At 65.5% G+C, this 23,659-nt stretch carries 21 protein-coding genes; 13 read left to right on the forward strand and 8 right to left on the reverse strand.

The genetic code is table 11. From position 1 onward, the window contains the following. The first annotated feature begins 52 nt into the window (after positions 1–52). From ACFPAH_RS07790 to ACFPAH_RS07845, 12 genes are all read left to right on the forward strand, one after another. Positions 53–418: a flagellar basal body protein gene (locus ACFPAH_RS07790; RefSeq protein WP_379743189.1), complete on the forward strand. Its 366-nt coding sequence runs from the start codon at positions 53–55 to the stop codon at positions 416–418. Between the two features lie 17 nt (positions 419–435). Further along, positions 436–840 (forward strand): flagellar basal body rod protein FlgC, encoded by a 405-nt coding sequence (gene flgC, locus ACFPAH_RS07795; RefSeq protein WP_379743192.1) that lies wholly within the window; start codon positions 436–438, stop codon positions 838–840. Positions 841–842: 2 nt separating this feature from the next. Beyond that, a complete protein-coding gene (locus ACFPAH_RS07800) occupies positions 843–1,517 on the forward strand; it encodes a flagellar hook capping FlgD N-terminal domain-containing protein (RefSeq protein WP_379743195.1) in 675 nt (224 codons plus the stop codon). Between the two features lie 17 nt (positions 1,518–1,534). Beyond that, on the forward strand, positions 1,535–2,725 hold the full coding sequence (locus ACFPAH_RS07805) for a flagellar hook protein FlgE (protein WP_379743198.1): 1,191 nt from the start codon (positions 1,535–1,537) through the stop codon (positions 2,723–2,725). A 14-nt stretch (positions 2,726–2,739) separates the two neighbouring features. Then, on the forward strand, positions 2,740–3,465 hold the full coding sequence (locus ACFPAH_RS07810; RefSeq protein ID WP_379743201.1) for a flagellar basal body rod protein FlgF: 726 nt from the start codon (positions 2,740–2,742) through the stop codon (positions 3,463–3,465). A gap of 129 nt (positions 3,466–3,594) precedes the next feature. After that, positions 3,595–4,380 (forward strand): flagellar basal-body rod protein FlgG, encoded by a 786-nt coding sequence (gene flgG / locus ACFPAH_RS07815; RefSeq protein WP_379743204.1) that lies wholly within the window; start codon positions 3,595–3,597, stop codon positions 4,378–4,380. After that, the gene (gene flgH / locus ACFPAH_RS07820) at positions 4,380–5,036 is read left to right on the forward strand and encodes a flagellar basal body L-ring protein FlgH (protein WP_379743207.1); all 657 of its coding nucleotides are present in this window, start codon (positions 4,380–4,382) and stop codon (positions 5,034–5,036) included. Before flgG ends, flgH begins: the two co-directional genes overlap by 1 nt. A 12-nt stretch (positions 5,037–5,048) precedes the next feature. Then, on the forward strand, positions 5,049–6,173 hold the full coding sequence (locus ACFPAH_RS07825; protein ID WP_379743210.1) for a flagellar basal body P-ring protein FlgI: 1,125 nt from the start codon (positions 5,049–5,051) through the stop codon (positions 6,171–6,173). Next, entirely contained in the window at positions 6,173–6,523 is a 351-nt protein-coding gene (locus tag ACFPAH_RS07830; protein ID WP_379743213.1) for a rod-binding protein, read from the forward strand. Before ACFPAH_RS07825 ends, ACFPAH_RS07830 begins: the two co-directional genes overlap by 1 nt. Before the next feature lie 63 nt (positions 6,524–6,586). Beyond that, positions 6,587–7,981, forward strand: coding sequence for a flagellar hook-associated protein FlgK (gene flgK, locus ACFPAH_RS07835; RefSeq protein ID WP_379743216.1), 1,395 nt, complete (start codon positions 6,587–6,589; stop codon positions 7,979–7,981). A gap of 9 nt (positions 7,982–7,990) precedes the next feature. Beyond that, entirely contained in the window at positions 7,991–8,893 is a 903-nt protein-coding gene (gene flgL, locus ACFPAH_RS07840) for a flagellar hook-associated protein FlgL (protein WP_379743219.1), read from the forward strand. A gap of 3 nt (positions 8,894–8,896) precedes the next feature. Then, positions 8,897–9,955: a hypothetical protein gene (locus ACFPAH_RS07845; RefSeq protein WP_379743222.1), complete on the forward strand. Its 1,059-nt coding sequence runs from the start codon at positions 8,897–8,899 to the stop codon at positions 9,953–9,955. A gap of 54 nt (positions 9,956–10,009) precedes the next feature. Here the strand turns inward: ACFPAH_RS07845 and ACFPAH_RS07850 are convergent, their stop codons facing one another. Beyond that, complete coding sequence (locus ACFPAH_RS07850; protein WP_379743225.1) at positions 10,010–11,776, reverse strand: ABC transporter ATP-binding protein; 1,767 nt, start codon at positions 11,774–11,776, stop codon at positions 10,010–10,012. Positions 11,777–12,071: 295 nt separating this feature from the next. On the opposite strand from ACFPAH_RS07850, the gene ACFPAH_RS07855 reads away from it, so the two are divergent. After that, positions 12,072–13,064 (forward strand): hypothetical protein, encoded by a 993-nt coding sequence (locus ACFPAH_RS07855; protein WP_379743228.1) that lies wholly within the window; start codon positions 12,072–12,074, stop codon positions 13,062–13,064. 94 nt (positions 13,065–13,158) lie between these two features. On the opposite strand, the gene typA is transcribed toward ACFPAH_RS07855, so the two are convergent. The 7 genes from typA to rluB all read right to left on the reverse strand — a co-directional run. Then, the gene (gene typA, locus ACFPAH_RS07860; protein WP_379743231.1) at positions 13,159–14,991 is read right to left on the reverse strand and encodes a translational GTPase TypA; all 1,833 of its coding nucleotides are present in this window, start codon (positions 14,989–14,991) and stop codon (positions 13,159–13,161) included. Between the two features lie 314 nt (positions 14,992–15,305). Next, positions 15,306–16,226: a tRNA pseudouridine(55) synthase TruB gene (gene truB, locus ACFPAH_RS07865; RefSeq protein WP_379743258.1), complete on the reverse strand. Its 921-nt coding sequence runs from the start codon at positions 16,224–16,226 to the stop codon at positions 15,306–15,308. Between the two features lie 5 nt (positions 16,227–16,231). Then, positions 16,232–16,666: a 30S ribosome-binding factor RbfA gene (rbfA, locus tag ACFPAH_RS07870; RefSeq protein WP_379743234.1), complete on the reverse strand. Its 435-nt coding sequence runs from the start codon at positions 16,664–16,666 to the stop codon at positions 16,232–16,234. 132 nt (positions 16,667–16,798) lie between these two features. Further along, a complete protein-coding gene (gene infB / locus ACFPAH_RS07875; RefSeq protein ID WP_379743237.1) occupies positions 16,799–19,624 on the reverse strand; it encodes a translation initiation factor IF-2 in 2,826 nt (941 codons plus the stop codon). Positions 19,625–19,670: 46 nt separating this feature from the next. Further along, positions 19,671–21,236, reverse strand: coding sequence for a transcription termination factor NusA (gene nusA, locus ACFPAH_RS07880; protein ID WP_379743240.1), 1,566 nt, complete (start codon positions 21,234–21,236; stop codon positions 19,671–19,673). Next, complete coding sequence (gene rimP / locus ACFPAH_RS07885; protein ID WP_379743243.1) at positions 21,233–21,721, reverse strand: ribosome maturation factor RimP; 489 nt, start codon at positions 21,719–21,721, stop codon at positions 21,233–21,235. The genes nusA and rimP overlap by 4 nt, the downstream gene beginning before the upstream one ends. Before the next feature lie 326 nt (positions 21,722–22,047). Next, positions 22,048–23,659 (reverse strand): 23S rRNA pseudouridine(2605) synthase RluB (gene rluB / locus ACFPAH_RS07890; RefSeq protein ID WP_379743246.1); only part of this gene is annotated, 1,612 nt, incomplete at its 5' end.

A 23,659-nucleotide genomic window follows, 5' to 3' on the forward strand; every position in this document is an offset into this window, starting at 1 on the left:
GATTTACCCATTTTAACGAAACACCCTGCAGTTCACGACGGAGGACAAGCGAATGACGATTAATTTTAAGGACGCACTGGGAGTGCATGCCGACGCGCTGCACGTGCGCGCCGAGCGCACCAAGGTGCTGGCCGCGAACATCGCCAACGAAAGCACGCCCGGCTACACGGCGCGCGACCTCGACTTCGGCGCCGTGCTGCAGGAGCGCATCGATGCCGAATCCGAAGGTGGCGCCGGCGCGGGTTTCGGCACCGAAGCCCTGTATCGCGTGCCCTTCCACCCCAGCGCCGACGGCAACACCGTCGAAATCGGCGTCGAGCAGGCTGCGTTCTCGCAGAATGCGTCGGACTTCCAGACCAGCCTCACCTTCATCAACATGAAGCTGCGCGGCCTGGCCAAAGCCATCAATGGCCAGTAACCCGGGACAGTAATCACATGAGCTTCAAGGACATCTCCAATATTGCCGGTTCCGCGATGGCGGCGCAGTCGGTGCGCCTCAATACCATCGCCTCGAACCTGGCCAACGCCGATACCGCCGCGCCATCCGAAGCGCAAGCCTACCGTGCCCGCAAACCCGTGTTCGCCGCCGTCATGGAAAACGACGCGGGCGGACGCGTGCAGGTGCTCGACGTGGTGCAAAGCGCCGATCCGGTGCGCAAGGTCTACGAGCCGGGCAATCCGCTGGCCGACGCCGACGGCATGGTGGTCTATTCGAACGTGAATTCGGTCGCCGAAATGGCCGACATGATGTCCGCCTCGCGCGCCTTCGAGACCAACGTCGAGGTGCTGGGCCGGATCAAATCGATGCAGCAGTCGCTGCTGAAACTGGGTGAAGGCTGAGCATGCTGACGAATAACTCCTTGGCAAGCACGAACAACACCGCAGTTACCGACAAGGTAGCGGCCAGCGCCGACGTCTCCGCCAACAAGGACATGTTCACCAAGCTGCTGGTGGCCCAGATCCGCAACCAGGATCCGCTGGCGCCATCGGACCCGAGCCAGTTCGTCAACCAGTTGTCGCAGCTGTCGCAGACCGAAGCGCTGCAAAGCCTGTCCAAGACCACCAGCGCCAGCGCCAGCGTGCTGCAAAGCCTGCAGGTGCTGGCGATGGGCGGCCAGGTCGGATCGACGGTCACGGTCGCCACCGACCGCGTGCGCGTGGACGGCTCCCCGCTGAGCGGCAACATCGTCCTGCCCGCGGCCAGCAGCGCCACCAGGCTGGTGCTGACCGGCGCCGACGGCCAGGCGCACACGCTGGCGCTGCCCTTCCATGCGGCGGGCTCGCAGCCATTCACGGTCGACCCGGCCGCGCTGGGCCTGGCGCCGGGCAGCTATGCGATCTCGGCCCAGACCGCCGAAGGCACCCGCGTGCCCGTCGAGGTCGTCGGACGCGTCGACAGCGTGCGCCTGTCGGGCAACGGCGCCGTCATCTTGCAGGTGGCCGGCGTCGGCGAAGTCGACCCGTCCGCCATCACTGGTTTCAACGGCAAGGCCACCCAGGTCGCCGCCGCTCACTAATATTCAAGGATTACGCCATGAGCTTTAACATCGCCCTCTCCGGTATCCAGGCCATCAACGAGCAGCTGGAAGCCGTATCGAACAACATCGCCAACTCGAGCACCTACGGCTTCAAGAGCAGCCGCGCCAACTTCGCCGCCATGTACGCAGGCGACCAGGCGACCGGCGTCCAGGTCGGCTCGCTGACCCAGAACATCGGCCTGAACGGCTCGGTCGAGTCGACCGGCCGCTCGCTCGACGCCGCCATCGACGGCCGCGGCTTCTTCGTCACCCGCGAAGCCAGCGGCGCGCTGTCGTTCAGCCGTGTCGGCATCTTCGCCGCCGATAACGCCGGCAACCTGATCGACGCGGCCGGGCGCAAGGTGCAGGGCTACGGACCGACCGTCAACGGCGTCATGGGCGTGATGGGCGACATCAAGATCCCGACCGGCCAGATCGCGGCGTCGGCCTCGACGAGCGTGAAATTCGTCGGCAACCTGTCGGCCGACTGGAAAGAGCCGCTGACGACGCCGTTCAACATGAACGAACCAGGCAGCTACAACATGGTCAAGCAATCGGTCCTCTACGATTCGCTCGGCAGCCAGCACACCGTGTCGCAATACTTCGTGCAGAACGCCAGCGGCGACGTGACCGTGCATTACGGTTTCGACGGCGCCGTCCCGGATCCGGCCATCAGCGGCACCATGAGCTTCAGCCCGCAGGGCCAGCTGACCAGCGCGCCGCGCAGCGCAGCGCTGACGCTGACCCCGGCCAACGGCGCCGCGCCGGTCGCCTTCACGGTCGACTACACCGGCACCACCCGCTTCGCCGGCGAAGCGACGACGACGACCAACAACGCCAACGGCTACGCCTCGGGCACCTATGTCGGCGTCGAGCTGGCATCCGACGGCTCGGTCGTGGCCCGCTACAGCAACGAGCAGAAGCAGACCGTGGGCACGATCGCCCTGGCGACCTTCGGCAACGAAGGCGCGCTGACCGCCACCAGCGAAACGAGCTGGCAGGCCAACGCCGCCTCCGGCCTGGCGCTGTACGGCACCCCGGGCGCCGGCCTGGCCGGCAAGCTCAATACCGGCGCGCTGGAAGGCTCGAACGTCGACATCACCTCCGAACTCGTCGGCCTGATGACCTCGCAGCGCAACTACCAGGCCAACTCGAAGGTCATCACGACCGAAAACCAGATGATGCAGTCGCTGATGCAGGCGCTGTAAGTTAAGGGACCGCGATGGATAAACTGATCTTCACCGCCGTCTCCGGCGCCGAGCACACGCTGCGTGCCCAGCAGGTCCACGCGAACAACCTGGCCAACATGGACACGCCGGGCTTTCGCGCCAACCTCGAACTGGTGACCACGCAGTCGCTCGGCGGCTATGGCTACGACGACGTGCACATGGCGCGCACCCAGGCCGACGCCATCTCGACCAAGCCGGGCACGGTGCGCGAAACCGGCCGCGCGCTCGACGTGTCGATCAACGGCAGCGGCTATTTCGCGGTCGAATTCAACGGCCAGGAAGCCTACACCCGCGCCGGCGCGATCGACATCGACGCGACCGGCGCCTTGTCGGTGGCGGGACGCCCGATCCTCGGCGAAGGCGGGGCTATCGTGCTGCCGCCCCACTCGGCGGTGGAGATCGGCACCGACGGCACGGTGTCCGTGCTGGCCGAAGGCGCGGTCACGATGCAGGTGATCGACCGGCTGCGCCTGGTCAATGCCGAAGGCCCGGAGCTGACCAAGAACGAGGCCGGCCTGATCGTCGCGCGCAACGGCGACCAGCTGCAGGCGGACCCCAACATCACGGTGCGCTCGCGCGCGCTGGAAGGCAGCAACGTGTCGGCCATCGAAGAGATGGTCGCGACCATGGCCCTGAACCGCAGCTTCGAATTGCAGATGAAGCTGTTCCAGGCCGGAGACAAGATGAATGAGGCGGGCAACCGCCTGCTCGGCGCGTAGCGCACCTGACAAAACCCCCATGGCGGCGTTGCTTCGTCTCGCCGTACTTAAGTACTGTCTTCGACGAAGCGCCTTGCCCTGAGAATTTTCTCAGGCGCGCTAAGTCGTTGACAACCCAAGGAGAATTTCATGAATCCAGCAATGTGGATCAGCAAGACCGGTGTACAGGCGCAGGACGCCAAGCTGCAGGCCATCGCCAACAACCTGGCCAACGTCAACACCGTCGGCTTCAAGCGCGACCGCGTCGTCTTCGAAGACCTGCACTACCAGGTCGACGCCCAGCCGGGCGCCCAGAGCGCCGACAACACCGTCTCGAACGGCGTGCAGCTCGGTAACGGCACGCGCCTGGTCGGCACGCAGAAGGTCTTCACCAACGGCTCGCTCCAGACCACCAGCCAGCAGCTCGACGTCGCCATTTCCGGCGGCGGCTTCCTGCAGGTGCGCCGCCCGAACGGCGAAGCCGGCTTCACCCGCGCCGGCCAGCTCCAGATCGACGCCAACGGCACCCTGGTCAATGCCCAGGGCCTGGCGCTGGTGCCGCAGATCACCGTGCCGAACAACGCCACCGCGATCACCATCGCCGAAAACGGCACCGTCTCGGCCACCATTCCCGGCCAGTCGGCCCCGACCGAACTGGGCGCCCTGACCCTCACCAGCTTCGTCAATCCGGCCGGCCTCCTGGCCCTGGGCGAAAACCTGTTCCAGGAAACCGCCGCCAGCGGCGCGCCGACCGAAGGCCGTCCGGGCGACGGCGCCCTGGGCAAGCTCAAGCAGGGCGCGCTCGAGGGCTCGAACGTGCAGGTGGTCGAAGAGATGGTCGACATGATCGCTGCCCAGCGCACCTACGAGATGAACACCAAGGTCCTGTCCGCGGCAGACAACATGCTGCAATACCTGGCACAGGCAGCGCGCTGATGAACACCTTCAGCCTTGCGGCGGCCATGCTCGCCCTGGTACTGGCCGGCTGCGCCTCGCGCGCGCCAGTCGTGCAGGCGCCCGACGAGGCCGTGGTGCCGGTCGCCCCGCTTGCGTCGCGCGGCGTCTCGGGCGGCGTCTTCAGCAACGACGCCCTCTCGCTCACGTCCGATGCGCGCGCCTACCGCGTCGGCGACGTGGTCACCGTGATCCTGCAGGAGACCACCCAGGCCAGCAAGCGCGCCGGCACCAGCTTCAGCAAGGAGTCGTCGGTGGGCGTGTCGCCGCTGGGCGCGCTCGGCAAGACCTTCGCCAAGACCGGCATCGACGTGTCGGCCGACCGCGGCTTTTCCGGCGACTCGACCAGCACCCAGCAAAACGCCCTGTCGGGCGCGCTGACCGTGATCGTGCAGGAAGTGCTGCCGAACGGCCTGCTGCGCGTCGCCGGCGAGAAGAACATGACCCTCAACCAGGGCGAGGAATTCGTGCGCCTGAAGGGCTATGTGCGCGCGGCCGACGTCGACGCCGACAACCGGGTGTCCTCGCTGCGCGTGGCCAATGCGCGCATCGCCTACTCGGCCAAGGGCGTGCTGGCCGATGCCAACTCGCCGGGCTGGCTGACCCGTTTCTTCACCGGCCCGCTGATGCCCTTTTAATTCAGGACCAACATGATTCAGTTTCGCCGCCCCCACCTCCTCAGCCGTATCATGTTCGCCGCCGCGCTTGCGATCGGTGCCGCCGTGCCCGCGCAGGCCGCGCAGGCGCTGCGCAACCTGGTCAGCATCGAAGGCGTGCGCGAAAACCCGCTGGTCGGCTATGGCCTGGTGGTCGGCCTGAACGGCTCGGGCGACTCGACCCAGGTGAAATTCGCCAGCCAGTCGGTCCTGAACATGCTCAAGCAATTCGGCGTCAAGCTGCCGGAAGGCCAGGACGCCAAGAACAAGAACGTGGCCGCCGTCATGGTCTCGGCCGTGTTCCCGCCGGGCTACCGCCGCGGCCAGGCGATCGACATTACCGTGTCCTCGCTGGGCGACGCCAAGTCCTTGCGCGGCGGCACCCTCCTGCTGACCCAGCTGCGCGCGGCCGACAACGAAGTCTATGCGCTGGCCCAGGGCAACCTGGTGGTCGGCGGCCTGTCCGCCTCGGGCAGGAGCGGCTCCTCGGTGACGGTGAACACCCCGACCACCGGCCGCGTGCCGAACGGCGCCATGATCGAGCGCGAGATCGCGACCGATTTCGCCACCCGCCCGCAAGTGCTGCTGCGCCTGCGCCACCCGCATTTCGAGACCGCGACCAATGTGGTCGAGGCGATCAACCGCCGTTTCGGCCCGGTCGCCACCACCGCCGACGGTACCAGCGTCGAAGTGGTCGCCCCGATGGACCCGACCGCGCGCGTGGCCTTCGTCGCCAAGCTCTCCAACATTCCGGTCGAAGCCGGCGTCGAGGTGCCGAAGGTCGTGTTCAACTCGCGCACCGGCACCGTCGTGATCGCCGAGGGCCTGCGCGTGAAATCCGCCGCCGTCACCCATGGTGCGCTGAAGGTCGTGATTTCCGAGAGCGCGAACGTCAGCCAGCCGGGCCCGCTGTCGCGCGGCCAGACCGCCGTCACGCCGCAGTCGCAGCTGTCGGTGGACCAGGGCTCGGGCCAGATGTTCAAGTGGCCGGCCGGCGCCAAGCTGCAAACGATCATCGACGTCGTCAACAGCCTGGGCGCCTCGCCCGACGACATCATGGCGATCCTGCAGGCGCTGGACCAGGCCGGCGCGATCGAAGGCGAACTGGTGGTGATCTGATGGAAACGACTAACAAGCTGCTGCCCCTTCCCGGCCGCAATCCTTCCCAGGCCGACGCGGTCGCCCCGGCCGCGCAAGGCGGCGCCGATCCGGTCTACGCCGCCCAGGCCACCAAGGCCGCGGTCGAGTTCGAGAGCTTTTTCATTTCGCAGATGCTCAAGGACATGCGTGCCACCACCCGCGAAATGGCCGCCGAGGACAGTGTCTTCAAGGACCGCGTCAACCAGGACATGCAGGACATGGCCGACGGCATCCTCGCCAAGCAGATGGCGGGCCAGCGCGCCTTCGGTGTCGCCGACGCCATCCTCAGGCAGTTACTGCCGGCAACAATTAATTCAGGCAAAACTTAATAATTCAAAGCAACTGGTCGCCTGTTCTGGGTAGGCCCCTTGTTTCTCGAGAAAGACCCTGCCATGACCATCCTGTCCAATGCGCTGTCGGGTGCGCTTGCTTCCCAGCTCGCGCTCTCGGCCACCAGCCAGAACATCGCCAACCTGCAGACCAAGGGCTACACGCGCCAGGCCGCGCTGCTGTCCACCGTCGGCGCCGATTCGAGCGGGAAATCGGTCGGCAATGGCGTGCAGGTGAGCTCGCTGATTCGTTTTTCCGATGGTTACAAGAGCCAGCAGATGTGGCGCGCCGCGTCCGAAGCGGGCGCCTATTCGCAGACCCAGCCCTACCTGACCCAGCTCGAGCGCGTGATGGGCGACAGCACCGCCAGCCTGTCGGTGGCGATCGACGGCTTTTTCGCCTCGCTCAACGCGGTTGCCGGCGACAGCGCCACCTCGACCCCGCTGCGCCAGCAAGTGATCACGTCGGCCAACCTGCTGGCCCAGCGCTTCAACAGCCTCAACAACGTCTACACCGCCCAGCAGAAGTCGATCAGCCAGCAGCGCAGCGCCATCGTCGACTCGGCCAATGCCAACATCAGCAAGATCGCCGCCCTGAACGCCCGCATCACGCAGGGCAACGCCGTCGGCGCGCCGGTCTCGAACCTGATCGATGCGCGCGACCTGGCGATCGACGAGCTGGCTGGCCAGATGGCGCTCGAAGTATCGGAGCAGCCGGGCGGCGTGCGCGACGTGTCCCTGAAAACCGGCCAGGCGCTGGTGATCGGCAACGTCGCCGGCAAGCTGTCGGCAACCGCGAACGAAGTCGACCAGCGCTTCGAACTCGAGTTTGCCTCGACCGTGTTCGGCCTGGATGCTCCCCAGCTCGGCGGGCAGCTCGGCGGTCTCTCCCTCTACGAGCGCGACACCCTGCAGCCGATGCAGCGCGGCGTGTACGACATCGCGGAGAGGCTGTCCACGCTCGTCAACGAGACGCTCGAGGGAGGCCAGGCGATGGCCGGCACCCCTGACAAGAAACTATTTGTGTTCAAGCCGGGCACGAATAATGCGAAGGGCGAACCGATCGGTTTCGAGCTGGCCGTCACGGCAGGTTTCGTACCCGGCCACCTCGCGTTTTCGAGCGACGGTACCGAAGGCGACACGGGCAACCTGCAAAAACTGGTGGAGATCGTCAACAAGAAGATCACCGTCAAGGACCTGGGCGAGGTGCGGCTCTCCGACGCCGACACCCAGCTGGTCGGCAGGCTCGGCGTGCTCAGCCAGCAGAACCAGGCCGCCCTGTCGACTGCCCGCACCATGCGCACCCATGCGGAAGAAGACTGGCAATCGACCAGCGGCGTCAACCAGGACGAGGAAGCCATCAACCTCGTCGAATACCAGAACATGTACCAGGCCAACATGAAAGTCATGTCGGTCGCCAACACCCTGTTCGACGCCACGCTGGCGATGATGGGATAAGGAGCAATCATGCGTATCGCCACCGCCCAGTACCAGTCGAACATGAACAAGTCGCTCCAGCTGAACCAGGAGCGCCTCAGCAAGCTCACCCAGCAGATGGCCGAAGGCAAGCGCATGCTCGTGCCATCGGACGACCCGGTCGACAGCGTGCGCATCTCGCGCCTGCAGCGCGAGGAAGCCGCCATCACCCAGTACCGCGACAACATCGCCACGGTCAAGATCCGGCTGACCAAGACCGAAGGCTACATGACGAGCATGGTCAACGACATCATGGCCGGACGCGACCAGCTGGTCTGGGCGCTCGACGGCGCCAACACGCCGCACGACCTGAAGGCAATGATCTCGCCCCTCAGGGCGCTGCGCGACAGCCTGCTCTTCAGCGCCAACACGGTCGACCAGGAAGGCAAGTACATCTTCTCGGGCACGAACACCTCGGTCCAGGCCATCACGTACAACGAAACCACAAAACGCTACGAGTACACCGGTAATCAGAACGAGCAGAGGGTCGTTGTCGGCAGCGGCCTGACGGAAGTCGCCAACGACAACATGGCTCGCATGGAAGAGTTGCTCAACGCCATAGACGACACCATCAAAGTGCTCGCCAGCGACGATCTCAACGTCGGCGCGTCGGCTACCCGCACCGCCCTGGGGGACAACCTGCGCGCCTTCGACGACGCGCTCAACAGGGTGTCGGGCAAGATTGCCGTCATCGGCGGCAAGCAGAACATCCTTGGCACGCTCGATGCCAACCACGGCAACGTCAGCCTGTCGAACAAGATGGCGATCACCGATATCGGCCAGCTCGACATGGGCGTCGCCGCGACCGAACTCAACGGTTACTCGACTGCACTGCAGGCCACCTACAAGGCCTATGGCCGGATCGGCAACCTGTCCCTGTTCTCGGCCCTGTAATCGATGGATACCACGCTCCGCACGACGATTTCCCCCACCGCCTCCGGCACGGCCCACGCCGGCGCCGGCATTGTTCCCGCACGCGGCGCAGCCGTTCCCACCCATGGCGCAGCCGCTCCCGCGCGCGCGCAGTCCGTATCGAACGAGCCCGCCGAGGCCCGCTTCCCCGCGCGCCTTGCGACACCTGCGCCCGCGCCCGCCCGCCGCAGCCGGGCCGAGTGGGACGCCCGCCTGCAAGGCGACGTCGCCAGCGCCCAGCAGGCGCAGCAGTACCTGGAGCAGGTCGCGCGCGAACTCGAAGCCGTCAAGGCCGCCCTGAGCGCCAAACTGGCCGGCATGCGGAGCGGCGCCCGGGAGCTCGAGGCACGGGCACGCCAGCTCAGCGCCTCGCTGGCCGCACGCACGGCGCAAGCCGGCGGCTCGGTCGATGCCCAGCTCGCCTTCTCGGAGGGTGCGCCGGCGCAGCAGCGCTTCCGCATCGGCGGACTCGAGGTGCACACCTTGCAGGAAGCCGCGCCCCTGTCGCTGGCCTTCTCGATCGGCGGGGCCGGTGGTCCGCAACTGGCGGCGGCGATCGAGCCGGACATGACGCCCGCACAGATTGCCGCGCGCCTCGACCGCACGCTGGCGCCGCTGAACGTGCGCGCCGGCCTCGACCGGCAGGGCCGCATCGAATTTTCCACGGCAGAGGCGAACTGGCCGGCCGTTCGCGACAGCATCGCCTTGTCGGGCCGCGGCCGCGCCGCCACCGAGGCTGTCGCGCCCGACCTCGCGCTGCGCGAACTCGACACCGGCAACCCCGACGCCCTGCGCCAGAGCCTGCGCGAAGTGGTGCAGGCGCTCGAGCGCGTGCGCCGCTCGCAAGCCGCCGCCAGCGCGGCCCTGAGCGCCGCCACCCAGCGCGCCGCGCAGCCGGAAATCAGCCCCGAGGCCCTGGCACTGACGGCCCGGGACTTCGCCGCCACGGCCGCCAGCCACGATTACGAGTCGCTGCTGGCAATCACCTCGGCGCTGGTCGGCGTCAGCCGCGAGCGGGTGCTGGCGCTGCTGGGGATCCGGTAGGGTAGGCGGCTCCGCGGCAGCAGAATCGCATGCATTCGGGTGGAGCCGCACACCCTACGCACCCATCCCCTCCTCCGCCGGCACCGGCCGCTCGCCGATCTGCTGGCGCCACATCGCGTAATACAGGCCGCGCGCCTCGAGCAGCGCCGCGTGCGATCCGCTCTCGACCACACTGCCCTTCTCCAGCACGAAGATCGTATCCGCATGCATCACCGTCGAGAGCCGGTGCGCGATCAGGATCGTCATCTGCGCCGCCCGGCGCGAGATCTCGCGCACCGTGTTCGTGATTTGCTCCTCGGTGATCGAGTCCAGCGCCGAGGTGGCTTCGTCGAAAATCAGCAAGGCCGGCCGGCGCACCAGCGCACGGGCGATCGACAGTCTCTGCTTCTCGCCGCCCGACAGCTTCATGCCGCGCTCGCCGATCACCGTATCGAGCCCTTCCGGCGAGCGCTCGAGCAGATAGGCGCACGAAGCCTGCCGCATGGCCTGCACGATGTCTGCGTCGCTCGCCTCGGGTGCGACAAAGCGGATGTTGTCGCGGATGGTGCCGGCGAACAAATAGGTTTCCTGGGTCACGAAGCCGATCTGGCGCCGCACCCGGTTAAAGCGCAGGCTGGTCGTCGCCACGCCGTTGTACGACACTTCGCCGCCGTTCGGCGTGTACAGCCCGACCAGCAGTTTCACCAGGGTCGACTTGCCGGAGCCGGAGGGCCCGACGAAAGCGATCGTCTGTCCCAGGGTCGCCGCGAACGACACGCCGGCCAGCGCGTCCTCGCCAGCCCCCTTGTGGCGAAAGCGCACGTTCGCGAAACGCAACTCGTGCAGGGGCCCGATCTCGACCGGATCGGGCGGGCGCCGCTCCACCGGCTTGTCCATCAGGGTCTTGAAGTTCAGCAGCGAGGCCTCCGCCTCGCGATGCGCGAGGATGATGTTGCCCAGCTCCTGCAAGGGCGCGAAGATCGACACCGAAATGAACTGCATCGCGATCAATTCTCCGGTGCTGAGCACGTCGCGGAAAATCAGCCACAGCAAGGCAAACAGGATCGCCAGTTTTAACAGGCTCAGCGTCGAGCCCTGCAGGAAGGAAAGCAGGCGGATGCGTTTTACTTTTTCCATCTCCAGCGCAAAAATGGCGTCGGTCTGGCTGCGCAGGCGCCGGATCTCCGGAAAGGTCAGCCCCAGGCTCTTGATCAGCTCGATATTGCGCAAGGACTCGGTGATGAAGCCCGAATTGCGGTTGGTCTCGCGCACGATCGAGCGCTGCTGGGTCTTGATCTCGCGCGAGAGCAGCCCCGTAAGCCCGCCCAGCACCAGCACCCCGACCAGGAACACCGGCACCAGCAGCCAGTGCCTGGTGACCGCATACCAGGCCAGGAAGGTAACGCCGACCAGCGCCGCAAACGCGGTGTTGATGAAGGTATTGATCAGGCGCTCGCTGTCGGCGCGCACCTTTTGCAGCAGGGATAGCATCTCGCCGCTGCGCAGGTCCTCGAATTCCTGGAATTTCAGCCTGAGCAGATGCCGCAGGCCATCGTTGAAGATCGCCACGCCCAGCTTTTGCACTACCAGCCGCGTCACGTATTCCTGCAAGGCCTTGGCCAGGCGCGACAGCACGGCCACCAGCACCGCCAGGCCGAGCAGCCGCATCACCCGCGGCATGAGCTCGGTCTCGGGCAGGCGGCTCGGTCCGCTGACGCTGTCGATGATGGTGCCGAAGATGATCGGATCGACCAGGGCCAGCACCTGGGCGATCCCGGCCAACAGCAAGGCCAGCAGGCCGAGGCGCCAGTGCGGCTTCAGGTAGGTCCAGAGGATGCGCATGAGCCATCTTAGCAACGGCTGCCAAAGCCGCGCGCACCGATCAGTGCAGCTCGGCCGGCGTTCCCGGTGCTAGGCAGTCAAGCAATAATTTGCAATATAAAAAGAATGAGCGAAGCAAATACGACTGGAACCGGATTCTGACAGGCAATCATCGGCCTATGTAACAAGAAGTCTGATTTTAAACAGGAGCGATCGGCGCAGCTGCCCTATCGTCGGGTATGCGGCGTGCCGGTCCAGTATGCCGCGCTCAACCGATGGGAGGTATGCCATGTTTTCCCGTAGATGCCTACTCGCATTGTCCCTGTTTTCCGCCCTGCTGCTGCCTGTGGCAAGCCATGCCGCGCCGCGCTACAAGGTCACGGTCCTGCCCGAGCGGTTCATCCCGGTGGACATCAACAATGCCGGGCTGATCGCCGGCGATGTGCGCGTGAGCGACACCCAGTCGCACGCCGCCCTGCTGGCGCGTGGCAAGGTCATCGATCTCGGCACGCTAGGCGGGCCGACCAGCGTCGCCGCCGCGATCAACGAAGCCGGCCAGGTCACGGGCACGTCGAGCACACGCTATGCGGACACCACGCACGCCTTCCTCTATTCGCGCGGCAAGATGATCGACATCGACCGTCGCGGGCCCGGCACCAGGAGCATCGGCCTCGCCATCAATGTGAAAGGCCATGTCACGGGCCAATACGTCAACCGCAAGAACCAGCCGCACGGCTTCCTGTACACGGGGAACGGCTTGCGCGATATCGGCACCCTGGGCGGCACGGTCAGCCTTGGATGGGACATCAACGACGCCGGCTTCATCGCCGGCGAGTCGGAGGTTCGCGACCCGTCGAACATGTTTCCCCCGTTCCACCCATTCATCTACCGGAACGGCGTGATGCGCGATCTCGGGGTCCTGCAAAACGGCACCGCCAATGCCGCGCAGGCGATCAACAACGCCGGCCAGGTCGCCGGCTATTCGGAAGTGAATGGCGCCTTCCACTTGTTCTTCTACGAGCGCGGCATGATGACCGACCTTGGCTTTTTCGGCGGCCCCCAGCTCACCGTCAACGACATGAACGAACGCGGCGCCTTCGTCGGCACCGCCCTCGCGCCCGGGCCGGACGTGGGCTTCCTGTATTCCGGTGGCCAGCTGTACGACCTGAGCACGCTCATTGTCCATTCCGGCGGATGGCAGGTGCAGTCGGCCGACGGCATCAACGATCACGGGCAGATCGTGGGCAGGGCGTGCCGCCAGATCACCTGCTATCCGGTGCGGCTCGACCCTGTACGCGGCCACCGCTAGCGCGGCCAGGCGTAAAAAAACCCGCTGCACCGCGACGAGCGCGGTGACAGCGGGTTTTCGGAACGGCGCGAACGCCCGGCAATGAGGCCGGTGCTTACGCCTCGCGGCTGGCCTTCTTGCGCTCGTGCTCTTTCAGGTGACGCTTGCGCAGGCGGATCGACTTTGGCGTGATCTCGACCAGCTCGTCGTCCTCGATGAACTCGACGGCGTACTCGAGCGACATCTGGATCGGCGGCACCAGGCGCACGGCTTCGTCGGTACCCGACGAACGCACGTTGGTCAGCTGCTTGCCCTTGATCGGGTTGACGACCAGGTCGTTGTCGCGCGAGTGGATGCCGATGATCATGCCTTCGTACACCGGGTCGTTGTGCGACACGAACATGCGGCCGCGGTCCTGCAGCTTCCAGATCGCGTAGGCCACGGCGGCGCCGTCGTCCTGCGAGATCAGCACGCCGTTGCGGCGGCCAGCCAGTTCGCCGCGGGTATTGTCGACCGGGGCGTATTCGTGGAACACGTGGCTCATCAGGCCGGTGCCGCGGGTCAGGGTCATGAATTCGCCCTGGAAGCCGATCAGGCCACGCGCCGGGATCAGGTACTCGAGACGCACGCGGCCCTTGCCATCCGATTCCATGTTCTGCAGGTCGCCACGGCGGCGGCCCAGTTCTTCCATCACGCCGCCCTGGTTGGCTTCCTCGACGTCGACCGACAGGTTCTCGTACGGCTCGTGACGCACGCCATCGACCATCTTGAACACGACACGTGGACGCGAGACCGCGAGCTCAAAGCCTTCCCTGCGCATGTTTTCCAGCAAAATCGTCAGGTGCAGTTCGCCGCGGCCCGAGACTTCGAACACGGTGTCGTCGTCGGTCGGCGCCACGCGCAGCGCGACGTTCGCCTTCAGTTCGCGCTCGAGGCGGTCGCGCAGCTGGCGGCTGGTGACGAACTTGCCTTCGCGGCCGGCCAGCGGCGAGCTGTTGACCATGAAGTTCATGGTCAGCGTCGGCTCGTCGACGGTCAGCATCGGCAGCGCTTCCGGGGTGTCCGGGGCGCACACGGTCGAACCGATACCGATTTCTTCGATACCGTTGATCAGGACGATGTCGCCGGCGACGGCTTCGTCGACCAGCACGCGCTCCAGGCCCTTGAAGTTCAGCACCTGGTTGATGCGGCCCTTGATCGGCGTTGCGTCCGGGCCGTCCAGCACGACCACGTCCTGGCCGGCCTTGATGCGGCCGCGCGAGATACGGCCGATGCCGATCTTGCCGACGTAGGACGAATAATCGAGCGAGGTGATCTGCATCTGCAGCGGGCCGTCCGGGTTGTCGTCGCGCACCGGCACGTATTGCAGGATGGCTTCGAACAGCGGCTTCATGTCGCCTTCGCGCACGTCGTCGCTCAGGCCGGCATAGCCGTTCAGGCCCGAAGCGTAGACGATCGGGAAGTCGAGCTGCTCGTCGGTAGCGCCGAGCTTGTCGAACAGTTCGAAGGTCTGGTTGATCGCCCAGTCAGGACGTGCGCCCGGACGGTCGACCTTGTTGACGACGACGATCGGCTTGAGGCCCAGGGCCAGCGCCTTGCGGGTCACGAAGCGGGTCTGCGGCATCGGGCCTTCCTGCGCATCGACCAGCAGCAGCACCGAATCGACCATCGACAGCACGCGCTCGACCTCGCCGCCGAAATCGGCGTGGCCCGGGGTGTCGACGATGTTGATGTGGGTGCCTTCGTACTCGACCGCGCAGTTCTTCGACAGAATCGTAATGCCGCGTTCTTTTTCGATGTCGCCCGAGTCCATCACGCGGGTGTCCACGGCCTGGTTTTCACGGAAGGTGCCGGACTGGCGCAGCAGCTGGTCCACCAGGGTGGTCTTGCCGTGGTCAACGTGGGCGATAATTGCAATATTACGAATTGCGCGTTTGGTATTTGACATGTGATTTCAGCGTGGTTTTGCGTGATGTACGGATGTGTACGGGTGCTGGCGATTTCGGAAACCGACTAGTATAACAGGTTAATGCGTCTTTTCTGTGAAAAGGTCCGCATTTTCAACGGCTTGCTGAGTTTTTGTCGGTTTAATACGGGTTTCGCTGGTTTTTGTTGCGTTACCTGAATGCGTGCAGCAGGACGTAGGGTGGACGGCTCCGCCGTCCACGCGTCCAGCCAGCCGGTGATTTGGCGAGGGGGATGAGCTTGCCTGAGTCGAACGCGTGGGCGGCGGAGCCGCCCACCCTACGCGCCCGTCAACGCTTACTGCGCCACCGAAATCAAGCGTTCCGGCGCCAGGATCGCATACTCCTGCAGATTCGCCGTCCCCAACAGCTTGCCGTCGTGATACACGCGCACCCTGCCCAGCGCTTGCGGCACCAGCACCGATTCCTTGCCCAGCGCCAGGCGCTGGCCGTTCAGGAAACGCTTGGCCAGTTCCGGCGTCAGTTCGACCGACGGGAAGCTCGACAGCAGCGCATCGACCGGCGCCAGCAGCGACAAGGGGTCGGCATGTGCCTGCAAGTCTTCCAGCGTGATCATCGTGGCGACGGTCAGCGCCCCGACCTGGATCCGGCGCAGCGCATTGAGGTGGGCGCCGCAGCCGAGCGCGGCGCCGATGTCCTCCCCGAGCACACGCACATAGGTCCCCTTGCTGCAGGTGACGCGGATCCTGAGCATCGGCGCCTCATAGCCGATCAGCTCCAGGCCGTGAATGGTCACCGGCCGCGCTTCGCGTTCGAGGGTAATGCCTTCGCGCGCGTATTCGTAGAGCGCCTTGCCGTCGCGCTTCAAGGCCGAGTACATCGGCGGCACCTGCAGGATCGGACCGCGGAAGCGCGCCAGCGCCGCTTCGATCTGCTCGAGCGTCACATCGACCTCGCGCGTCTCGATCGTGTCGCCTTCGGTATCGCCGGTGGTCGTCACGATGCCGAGGTGGACCGTGGCCTCATAGGTCTTGTCCGCTTCCAGCAGGTCCTGCGAGAACTTGGTGGCCTCGCCGAAGCACAGCGGCAGCAAGCCGGTGGCGAACGGATCGAGGGTGCCGGTGTGCCCGGCCTTCTTCGCGTTCAGGACGCGCTTGGCCTTGATGAGGGCGTCGTTCGAGGACAGGCCGACGGGCTTGTCGAGCAGGAGCACGCCATCGACGAGGTCGCGCGGCTTCTTGGGCGGGCGGGCGTTCACGTTGCTCACTGAGGGTCGGCTCCCGCCTTGCCGTCCGTCTTCGTTTCCGGCGTATCGGCCTCGAAATCGGCGGCGCGCACGGCGTTGGCCTGGTCGATCAGGGCCGACATCTGCAGGCCGCGCGAGGTCGAGGTGTCGTGCAGGAAGTGCAAGGCCGGCAGCGTGTGGATGTGCAGGCGCTTGCCGAGCATGTTGCGCAGGTAGCCGGAGGCCTTGTTCAGGCCTTCGAGGGTCTGCTTGACTTCTTCCTTGCTGTCTTTCAGCAGGGTGAAATAGATCTTCGCGTGGGCGTAGTCCGGCGTGAGCTGGACTTCGGTCAGCGTGATCATGCCGACCCGCGGGTCCTTCAGTTCGAAGGCGATCAGTTCCGACAGGTCTTTCTGGATCTGGTCGGCGACGCGCAGGCCGCGCTGGGGGATGGTTTTGCTGTGTTTTGCCATGGCGTTAATGTGGATTTTTCTGATGATGGTACATCGATTGGGCGGCGGCGGGATGGCGCGCACGGCTCGAAAAAAAACGCCATCGGCTGGGCGTGAGCCCGGCGGATGGCGCTTTCGAGGCCGCGCTTGCGATTACAGCGTACGGGCCACTTCGGTCACTTCGAACACTTCCAGGACGTCGCCGACCTGGATTTCGTTGTTGTTCTTCAGCGAGAGGCCGCACTCGAGGCCGGCGCGCACTTCTTTCGCATCGTCCTTGAAGCGCTTGAGCGAGTCGATCTCGCCGGTCCAGATGACGATGTTGTTGCGCAGCAGGCGGACCGACGAGGTACGCTTGACGACGCCATCGGTGACCAGGCAGCCCGCAATCGCGCCGACCTTCGACACCAGGATGACCTGGCGAATCTCGACCTGGCCGGTGATGGTCTCGCGCTTCTCCGGCGCCAGCATGCCCGACAGTGCCGTCTTGATCTCGTCGATCGCATCGTAAATGATGCTGTAGTAACGGATGTCGACGCCATTGGCTTCGGCCAGCTTGCGTGCCTGTGCATCGGCACGGGCGTTGAAGCCGATGATGACCGCTTTCGAGGCCACCGCCAGGTTGACGTCCGACTCGGTGATGCCGCCGACCGCCGCATGGACGACCTGCACGCGCACTTCCGAGGTCGACAGCTTCTGCAGCGAACCGACCAGCGCTTCTTGCGAACCCTGCACGTCCGTCTTGATGATCAGCGGCAGGTTCTTCACCTCGCCCTCGGCCATCTGGTCGAACATGTTTTCCAGCTTCGCTGCCTGCTGCTTGGCCAGCTTCACGTCGCGGAACTTACCTTGACGGAACAGACCGATTTCACGCGCCTTGCGCTCGTCGGCCATGACCATGGCTTCTTCACCGGCCACCGGCACTTCGGTCAGGCCCTGGATCTCGACCGGGATCGATGGACCGGCAGCGGCGATCGCCTTGCCGTTTTCGTCCAGCATCGCACGGACACGGCCGTAAGCGGAACCGGCCAGCACCACGTCGCCGCGGCGCAGGGTACCCGATTGCACCAGGATCGTCGCGACCGGGCCACGGCCCTTGTCGAGGCGGGCTTCGACCACCAGGCCACGGGCCGGCGATTCGGTCGGCGCCTTCAGTTCCAGGACTTCGGCCTGCAGCAGCACCTGCTCGAGCAGGTCGTCGATACCGGTACCGACCTTGGCGGACACCGGCACGAACGGCGAATCGCCGCCGTATTCTTCCGGCACCACGCCTTCGGCAACCAGTTCCTGCGTCACGCGGTCGGTGTTCGCGCCCGGCTTGTCGATCTTGTTGATCGCCACCACGAGCGGAACGCCCGCAGCTTTTGCGTGGGCAATCGCCTCTTTCGTTTGCGGCATCACGCCGTCGTCCGCCGCCACCACCAGGATGACGATGTCGGTCGCCTTGGCACCGCGGGCACGCATGGCGGTGAACGCCTCGTGGCCCGGGGTGTCGAGGAAGGTGATCATGCCGCGCGGGGTGTCCACGTGGTATGCGCCGATGTGCTGGGTAATGCCGCCGGCTTCGCCCGACGCCACTTTGGCGCGGCGGATGTAGTCCAGCAGCGAGGTCTTGCCGTGGTCGACGTGGCCCATGACGGTCACGACCGGGGCGCGCGAGGTCGCTTCGAACTCGGCGTGTTCGCCCTGGTCGGCCAGCAGCGCTTCCGGATCGTCCTCGGCGGCAGCGAAGGCCTTGTGGCCCATCTCTTCCACCACGATCATCGCGGTTTCCTGGTCCAGCACCTGGTTGATGGTGCACATCTGGCCCAGCTTCATCAGCTGCTTGATGACTTCCGAGGCCTTCACCGACATCTTGTGGGCGAGTTCGGCCACGGTGATCGTTTCGGGGACGTGGACGTCCTTGACGATCGCCTCGGTCGGCGCCTGGAAGTTGGTTTCGCGGTCGTCATTCGAATGACGACGGCCACCGCTGCGGCCGCCACTGCGCCAGCCGTCGCGGCCGGTGCTCGCGCCCGGACCGCCGCGGCCCTTCGGACCGCTCGGTGCGCCACGCTTCTTGGCGTCGTCCGACCAGGTCGAGGAGACATTCGCCGACTTGATCGACTTCTTGTCGCCCGGCTTCTTGTCGCCCGGCTTGGCGGTACCGTCGGCCGGCTTCTTGTCGGCAGGCTTGTGCAGCGTGCCGGCAGGTGCGGCCGGCTTAGCCGCGACCGGTGCAGGCACCGGCTCCGGCGCCTTGATAACGCGGCGCGGCTGGGCCATCATCAGCTTGATCTGTGCCACTTCGTCGGCCACGGCCTTGCGTGCACGCTCGGTGGCGGCGGCGCGTTCGGCGGCTGCCTTGGCAGCTTCGTCGGCCTTTTGCTTGGCTTCGGCGGCGGCGGCCTGCTTGGCCTGTTCGCCGGCAGCCGAGCTCGCGGCGGCGGCCGCGGCGGCGTCGCGCTTGGCCGCTTCCGCGGCGTCGCGCTTGGCCTGCTCTTCGTCGGCCTTGGCCTGCTCGGCGCGTTCCGCTTCGAGCTTGGCCAGGCGTTCCTGCTTTTCGCGCAGGTCCGCTTCCTGGCGGGCGACGAGTTCGGCGTGACGGCGCGCCTCTTCCTCGCGGCGTGCGATTTCGGCTTCGTCGATGACGGGCGCGGCCGGGGCTGCAGCCGCGGCCGGCGTGGTCGTCACGTCGTCGCGCTGCACGAAGGTGCGCTTCTTGCGTACTTCAACCTGGATCGTGCGCGACTTACCGGAAGCGTCAGCCTGCTTGATCTCGCTCGTTTCCTTGCGGGTGACCGTGATCTTCTTTTTCTCGGTCCCTTCGCCGGCACCATGGGTGCGGCGCAGGTGGTTCAGCAGCTTGTCCTTATCATCCTTTGACAAGGGATCTGACGTCGAACTTTTATCGACGCCGGCAGAACGCAGCTGCGTCAGCAGCAAATCTGCAGGCATCTTCAGTTCGGTGGCAAATTGGGCTACGTTGTTACTCGCCATTCAGTCCTCTTTTCTATGTGTCGCGGAGATGATAAAGATTTGCAAATTATGCCTTGGCCGTTTCTACCAGGCTCCAGGCTTTCGCCTGCAGTGCCTTGGCTCGGTCATCATATTTACTGTCGACCAGCTTCATCTCATCGTCGGTCACATCATTAAATTCACTCTTGATCAGTTCACGGGCACGGTCCGACGACAGGGCCAGGATGGCACCGAATTCGTCGTACGCGAGACCTGCGAATGCTTCGACCGTCTTGATGCCGGCCAGTCCCAGCTTGCCGGCAGTGGTACGGTCCATGCCTTCGAGGTTGACCAGTTCCTCTTCCATGCCTTCCAGGCCTTCTTCCGAAGCGATCGCTTCGGTGACCAGCGCGTCACGGGCACGGGTACGCAGTTCGTTCACGGTTTCTTCGTCGAAGGACTCGATTTCCAGCATTTCGGAAATTGGTACGTACGCGATTTCTTCAAGGCTGGAGAAACCTTCCTCAACGAGGATGTCCGCCACTTCCTGGTCGACGTCGAGCTTTTCCATGAACAGCACGCGGATCGCCGCCGTTTCCTGGGCCACCTTGTTGGCCGATTCCTCGGCCGTCATGATGTTGATCTTCCAGCCGGTCAGTTCGGACGCCAGGCGCACGTTCTGGCCCGAGCGGCCGATCGCGATGGCCAGGTTTTCTTCGTCGACGACGACGTCCATCGCATGCTTTTCTTCGTCAACCATGATCGACGACACGTTCGCCGGTGCCAGGGCGCCGATGACGAACTGGGCCGGATCGTCCGACCACAGCACGATGTCGACGCGCTCGCCGCCCAGCTCGCCGGTCACGGCCTGCACGCGCGAACCGCGCATGCCGACACAGGTGCCGATCGGGTCGATGCGCTTGTCCGAAGTGAACACGGCGATCTTGGCGCGCACGCCGGCGTCACGGGCAGCCGATTTGATTTCCAGCAGGCCCTGCTCGATTTCCGGCACTTCCAGCTCGAACAGCTTCATGATGAATTCCGGCGCGGTACGCGACAGGATCACCTGCGGGCCGCGCATGTTGCGGTCCACGCGCAGGATGTAGGCGCGGACGCGGTCGCCGATACGCAGGTTCTCTTTCGGGATCATCTGGTCGCGCGGCAGGCGCGCTTCGATCTTGCCCGACTCGACGATCGCATCGCCGCGTTCCATGCGCTTGATGGTGCCGGTGACCAGCGAATCGCCGCGCTCGAGGAAGTCTTGCAGGATCTGCTCGCGCTCGGCATCGCGCACGCGCTGCAGCACGACCTGCTTGGTGTCCTGGGCAAAGCGGCGGCCGAAGTCGACCGATTCCACCGGCTCTTCGATGTATTCGTCGACTTCGATGTCGGCGATCTGTTCTTTTGCTTCGAAATGCAGGATTTCCTGGTCCGGCAGCTGCAGGCCGGCCTCATCGGGCACCACGTGCCAGCGACGGAAGGTTTCGAATTCGCCGTTGTCGCGATCGATGCTCACGCGAATGTCGACCTCGCCTTCATAGCGTTTCTTGGTGGCCTGGGCCAGGGCGAACTCGAGCGCCCCGAACACCACTTCCTTATCGACGTTTTTTTCGCGCGCGAGCGCATCAACCAGTAACAAAATTTCGCGACTCATGCTTTGCGACTCCTAAAATCCACCTGCGGCACCAAACGTGCCTTGTCCAATTCGGCCAGCGTAAATTCCAACAACGCCGGCCCATCTTTACCTTCAAATTCCAGACCGATCTTGTCGCCTTCCGGCGCGACCAGGACACCCGTATAGGTTTTCCGGTTCGCGGTGCCCGGCATGGCGACGCGCAGCTTCACCGTGCATTCGTGGCCGGCGAAGCGCTCGAAATCGGCCAGGGTGCGCACCGGGCGATCGAGCCCGGGCGACGAAATTTCGAGACGTTCGTAATCGACGTTCTCCACGGTCAGCACGTGCGACAACTGGTGACTCACCGTTGCGCAGTCCTCGACCGTAATCAAGCCCTTCTCTTCCGCGACGGCAGCGGGAAAATCGATAAACACGCGCAACACCCCGCGCTCGCCCCGTTCAACATCAACGAGCTCGTAGCCCAGGCCACCGACTGTCTTGGCGATCAAATCAAACTGCTGCACGACACTTCTCCAGGGCTTTAAAACCGTTTACCAAAAAAAAAATGGGCATCTGCCCATCTTTTTGTATTCACAACCCAACCAGATGAAAGCACTTGCACCAATTTAATACTCGGGAAGGACTTCGATTAGGCTGCAAATTATAACGTATTCGAGGGCACGCTGCAATCGACATACCATTTTATGAGCAAGCAAACAACAGCCGCGCACGTTATCAAAGCGGACACGGGGTGTAGCAGGATCGCAACGGGCAGATCCGGCTGCGACGCCACATGCAGGGTGGAGTCCCCGACTCCACGCCCTGCGGCGCCCGCACACCCCCGGCTTGATTAACCGCGGCGTCCGCGGCGCGGCAAGCCGTGCTCGGAGCCGCGCGGACCCTGCCCGCCGCGGCGTCCACCGCCGCCGGTGCCGGCAAAGCCGAAGGTCGTCTGCAGCGGATCGGGCTGGCGCGGACGGCTGCTACCGCCGGCATTGCTGCCCGGACGGCCCGAGCCGCCGGCATTGCCGCCACGGCCCTTGCCGCCGCCGGCGCCACGGCCGACAGGAGCGACGCCGCCGCGCGGCGGCACGCCGACGCGCGCCACCGGCGGGCCGAACGGATCGACGTTGCGGTTGGCGTCGGCGCGGTCGATGCGGTTGCCGTCGGAGCGGCGCGGGTCGGGCTGCTGCCCGCCCTGGCCGCCCTTGCCCTTGCCGGCGCCCTGGCCGCCGCCCTTCTTCTCGATGCCGAACGCGGCCATGAAGTTACGGACGTCGTTTTCTTCCAGCTCTTCCCAGCGGCCGCGCTTCAGGCCCGACGGCAGGGTCATCGCGCCGTAGCGGGTACGGATCAGGCGCGAGACGGTCAGCCCGACCGCCTCGAACATGCGGCGCACTTCGCGGTTGCGGCCTTCGCCGATGACCACGCGGTACCACTTGTTGATCCCTTCGCCGCCGCCGTCGGCGATCTTGGTGAAGTTGGCCATGCCGTCGTCGAGCTCGACGCCGGCCAGCAGCTTCTGGCGCATCCCCTCTTCCAGCTCGCCCAGGGTACGCACGGCGTACTCGCGGTCGATGTTGTAGCGCGGGTGCATCAGCCGGTTTGCCAGGTCGCCCGAGGTGGTGAACAGCAGCAGGCCTTCGGTATTGAAGTCGAGGCGGCCCACGGCCAGCCACTTGCCGGTCTTCATGGTCGGCAGACGGTCGAATACCGACGGACGGCCTTCGGGATCGTCGTGGCTGACGATTTCGCCGGCCGGCTTGTGGTACACCAGCACGCGCGGCGGCTTGCTGGTGTTAACGCGGCGCTGGATCAGCTTGCCATTGATGCGCACGGCATCGGTCGGCAGGATGCGCTGGCCGATGTGGGCCGGCTCGCCGTTGACCGACACGCGGCCGGCGACGATCAGGTCTTCCATGTCGCGGCGCGAGCCGAGACCGGCTTCGGCGAGCACCTTGTGCAGCTTCGGCGCGTCGTCGTCCGCGGTCAGGTCGCGCCGCACCTGCTTGGCCTGCTGGCCGCGGCCGCCGTCGTTGGCGTCGAACGCGTCCGAGGTGACGAAGGAGAACACGGCGTCGGCATCGCTCGGCTTGCCGGCGCCTGGCTTGCCCGGCTTCTGGCGGCCGTTCTGCTTGCCGCCCTTGCCTTGCTGGCCGCGGCCGGCCTGCTGGCCGCCCGGCTGCGCAGTCTGCGCGCCCTTCTGGTTGCGTCCCTTGCCCTTGGCGTGGCGGCCTTCGCGGCGCGCTTCACCGGCCGCCGGCACGGCCTCGCCTGCGCCGGCTTCGGCGGGCGCTGGAGTCGCTGCTGCCGGAACCGGGGCCGGCTGGCGCGCTTCGCGCTCCACGCGCTGTTCGCGCATCTGGCGCGGACCGCGCGGCTTGCGCGCCGCCTGCTCCTGGCGCGGCGCTTCGGCGCCGGCCGCTGCGGGCGCGGGCGCAGCTGCGGGCGCAGCTGCTACG

This window comes from Massilia sp. GCM10023247, assembly GCF_042653325.1.
GTDB lineage: Bacteria > Pseudomonadota > Gammaproteobacteria > Burkholderiales > Burkholderiaceae_D > Telluria.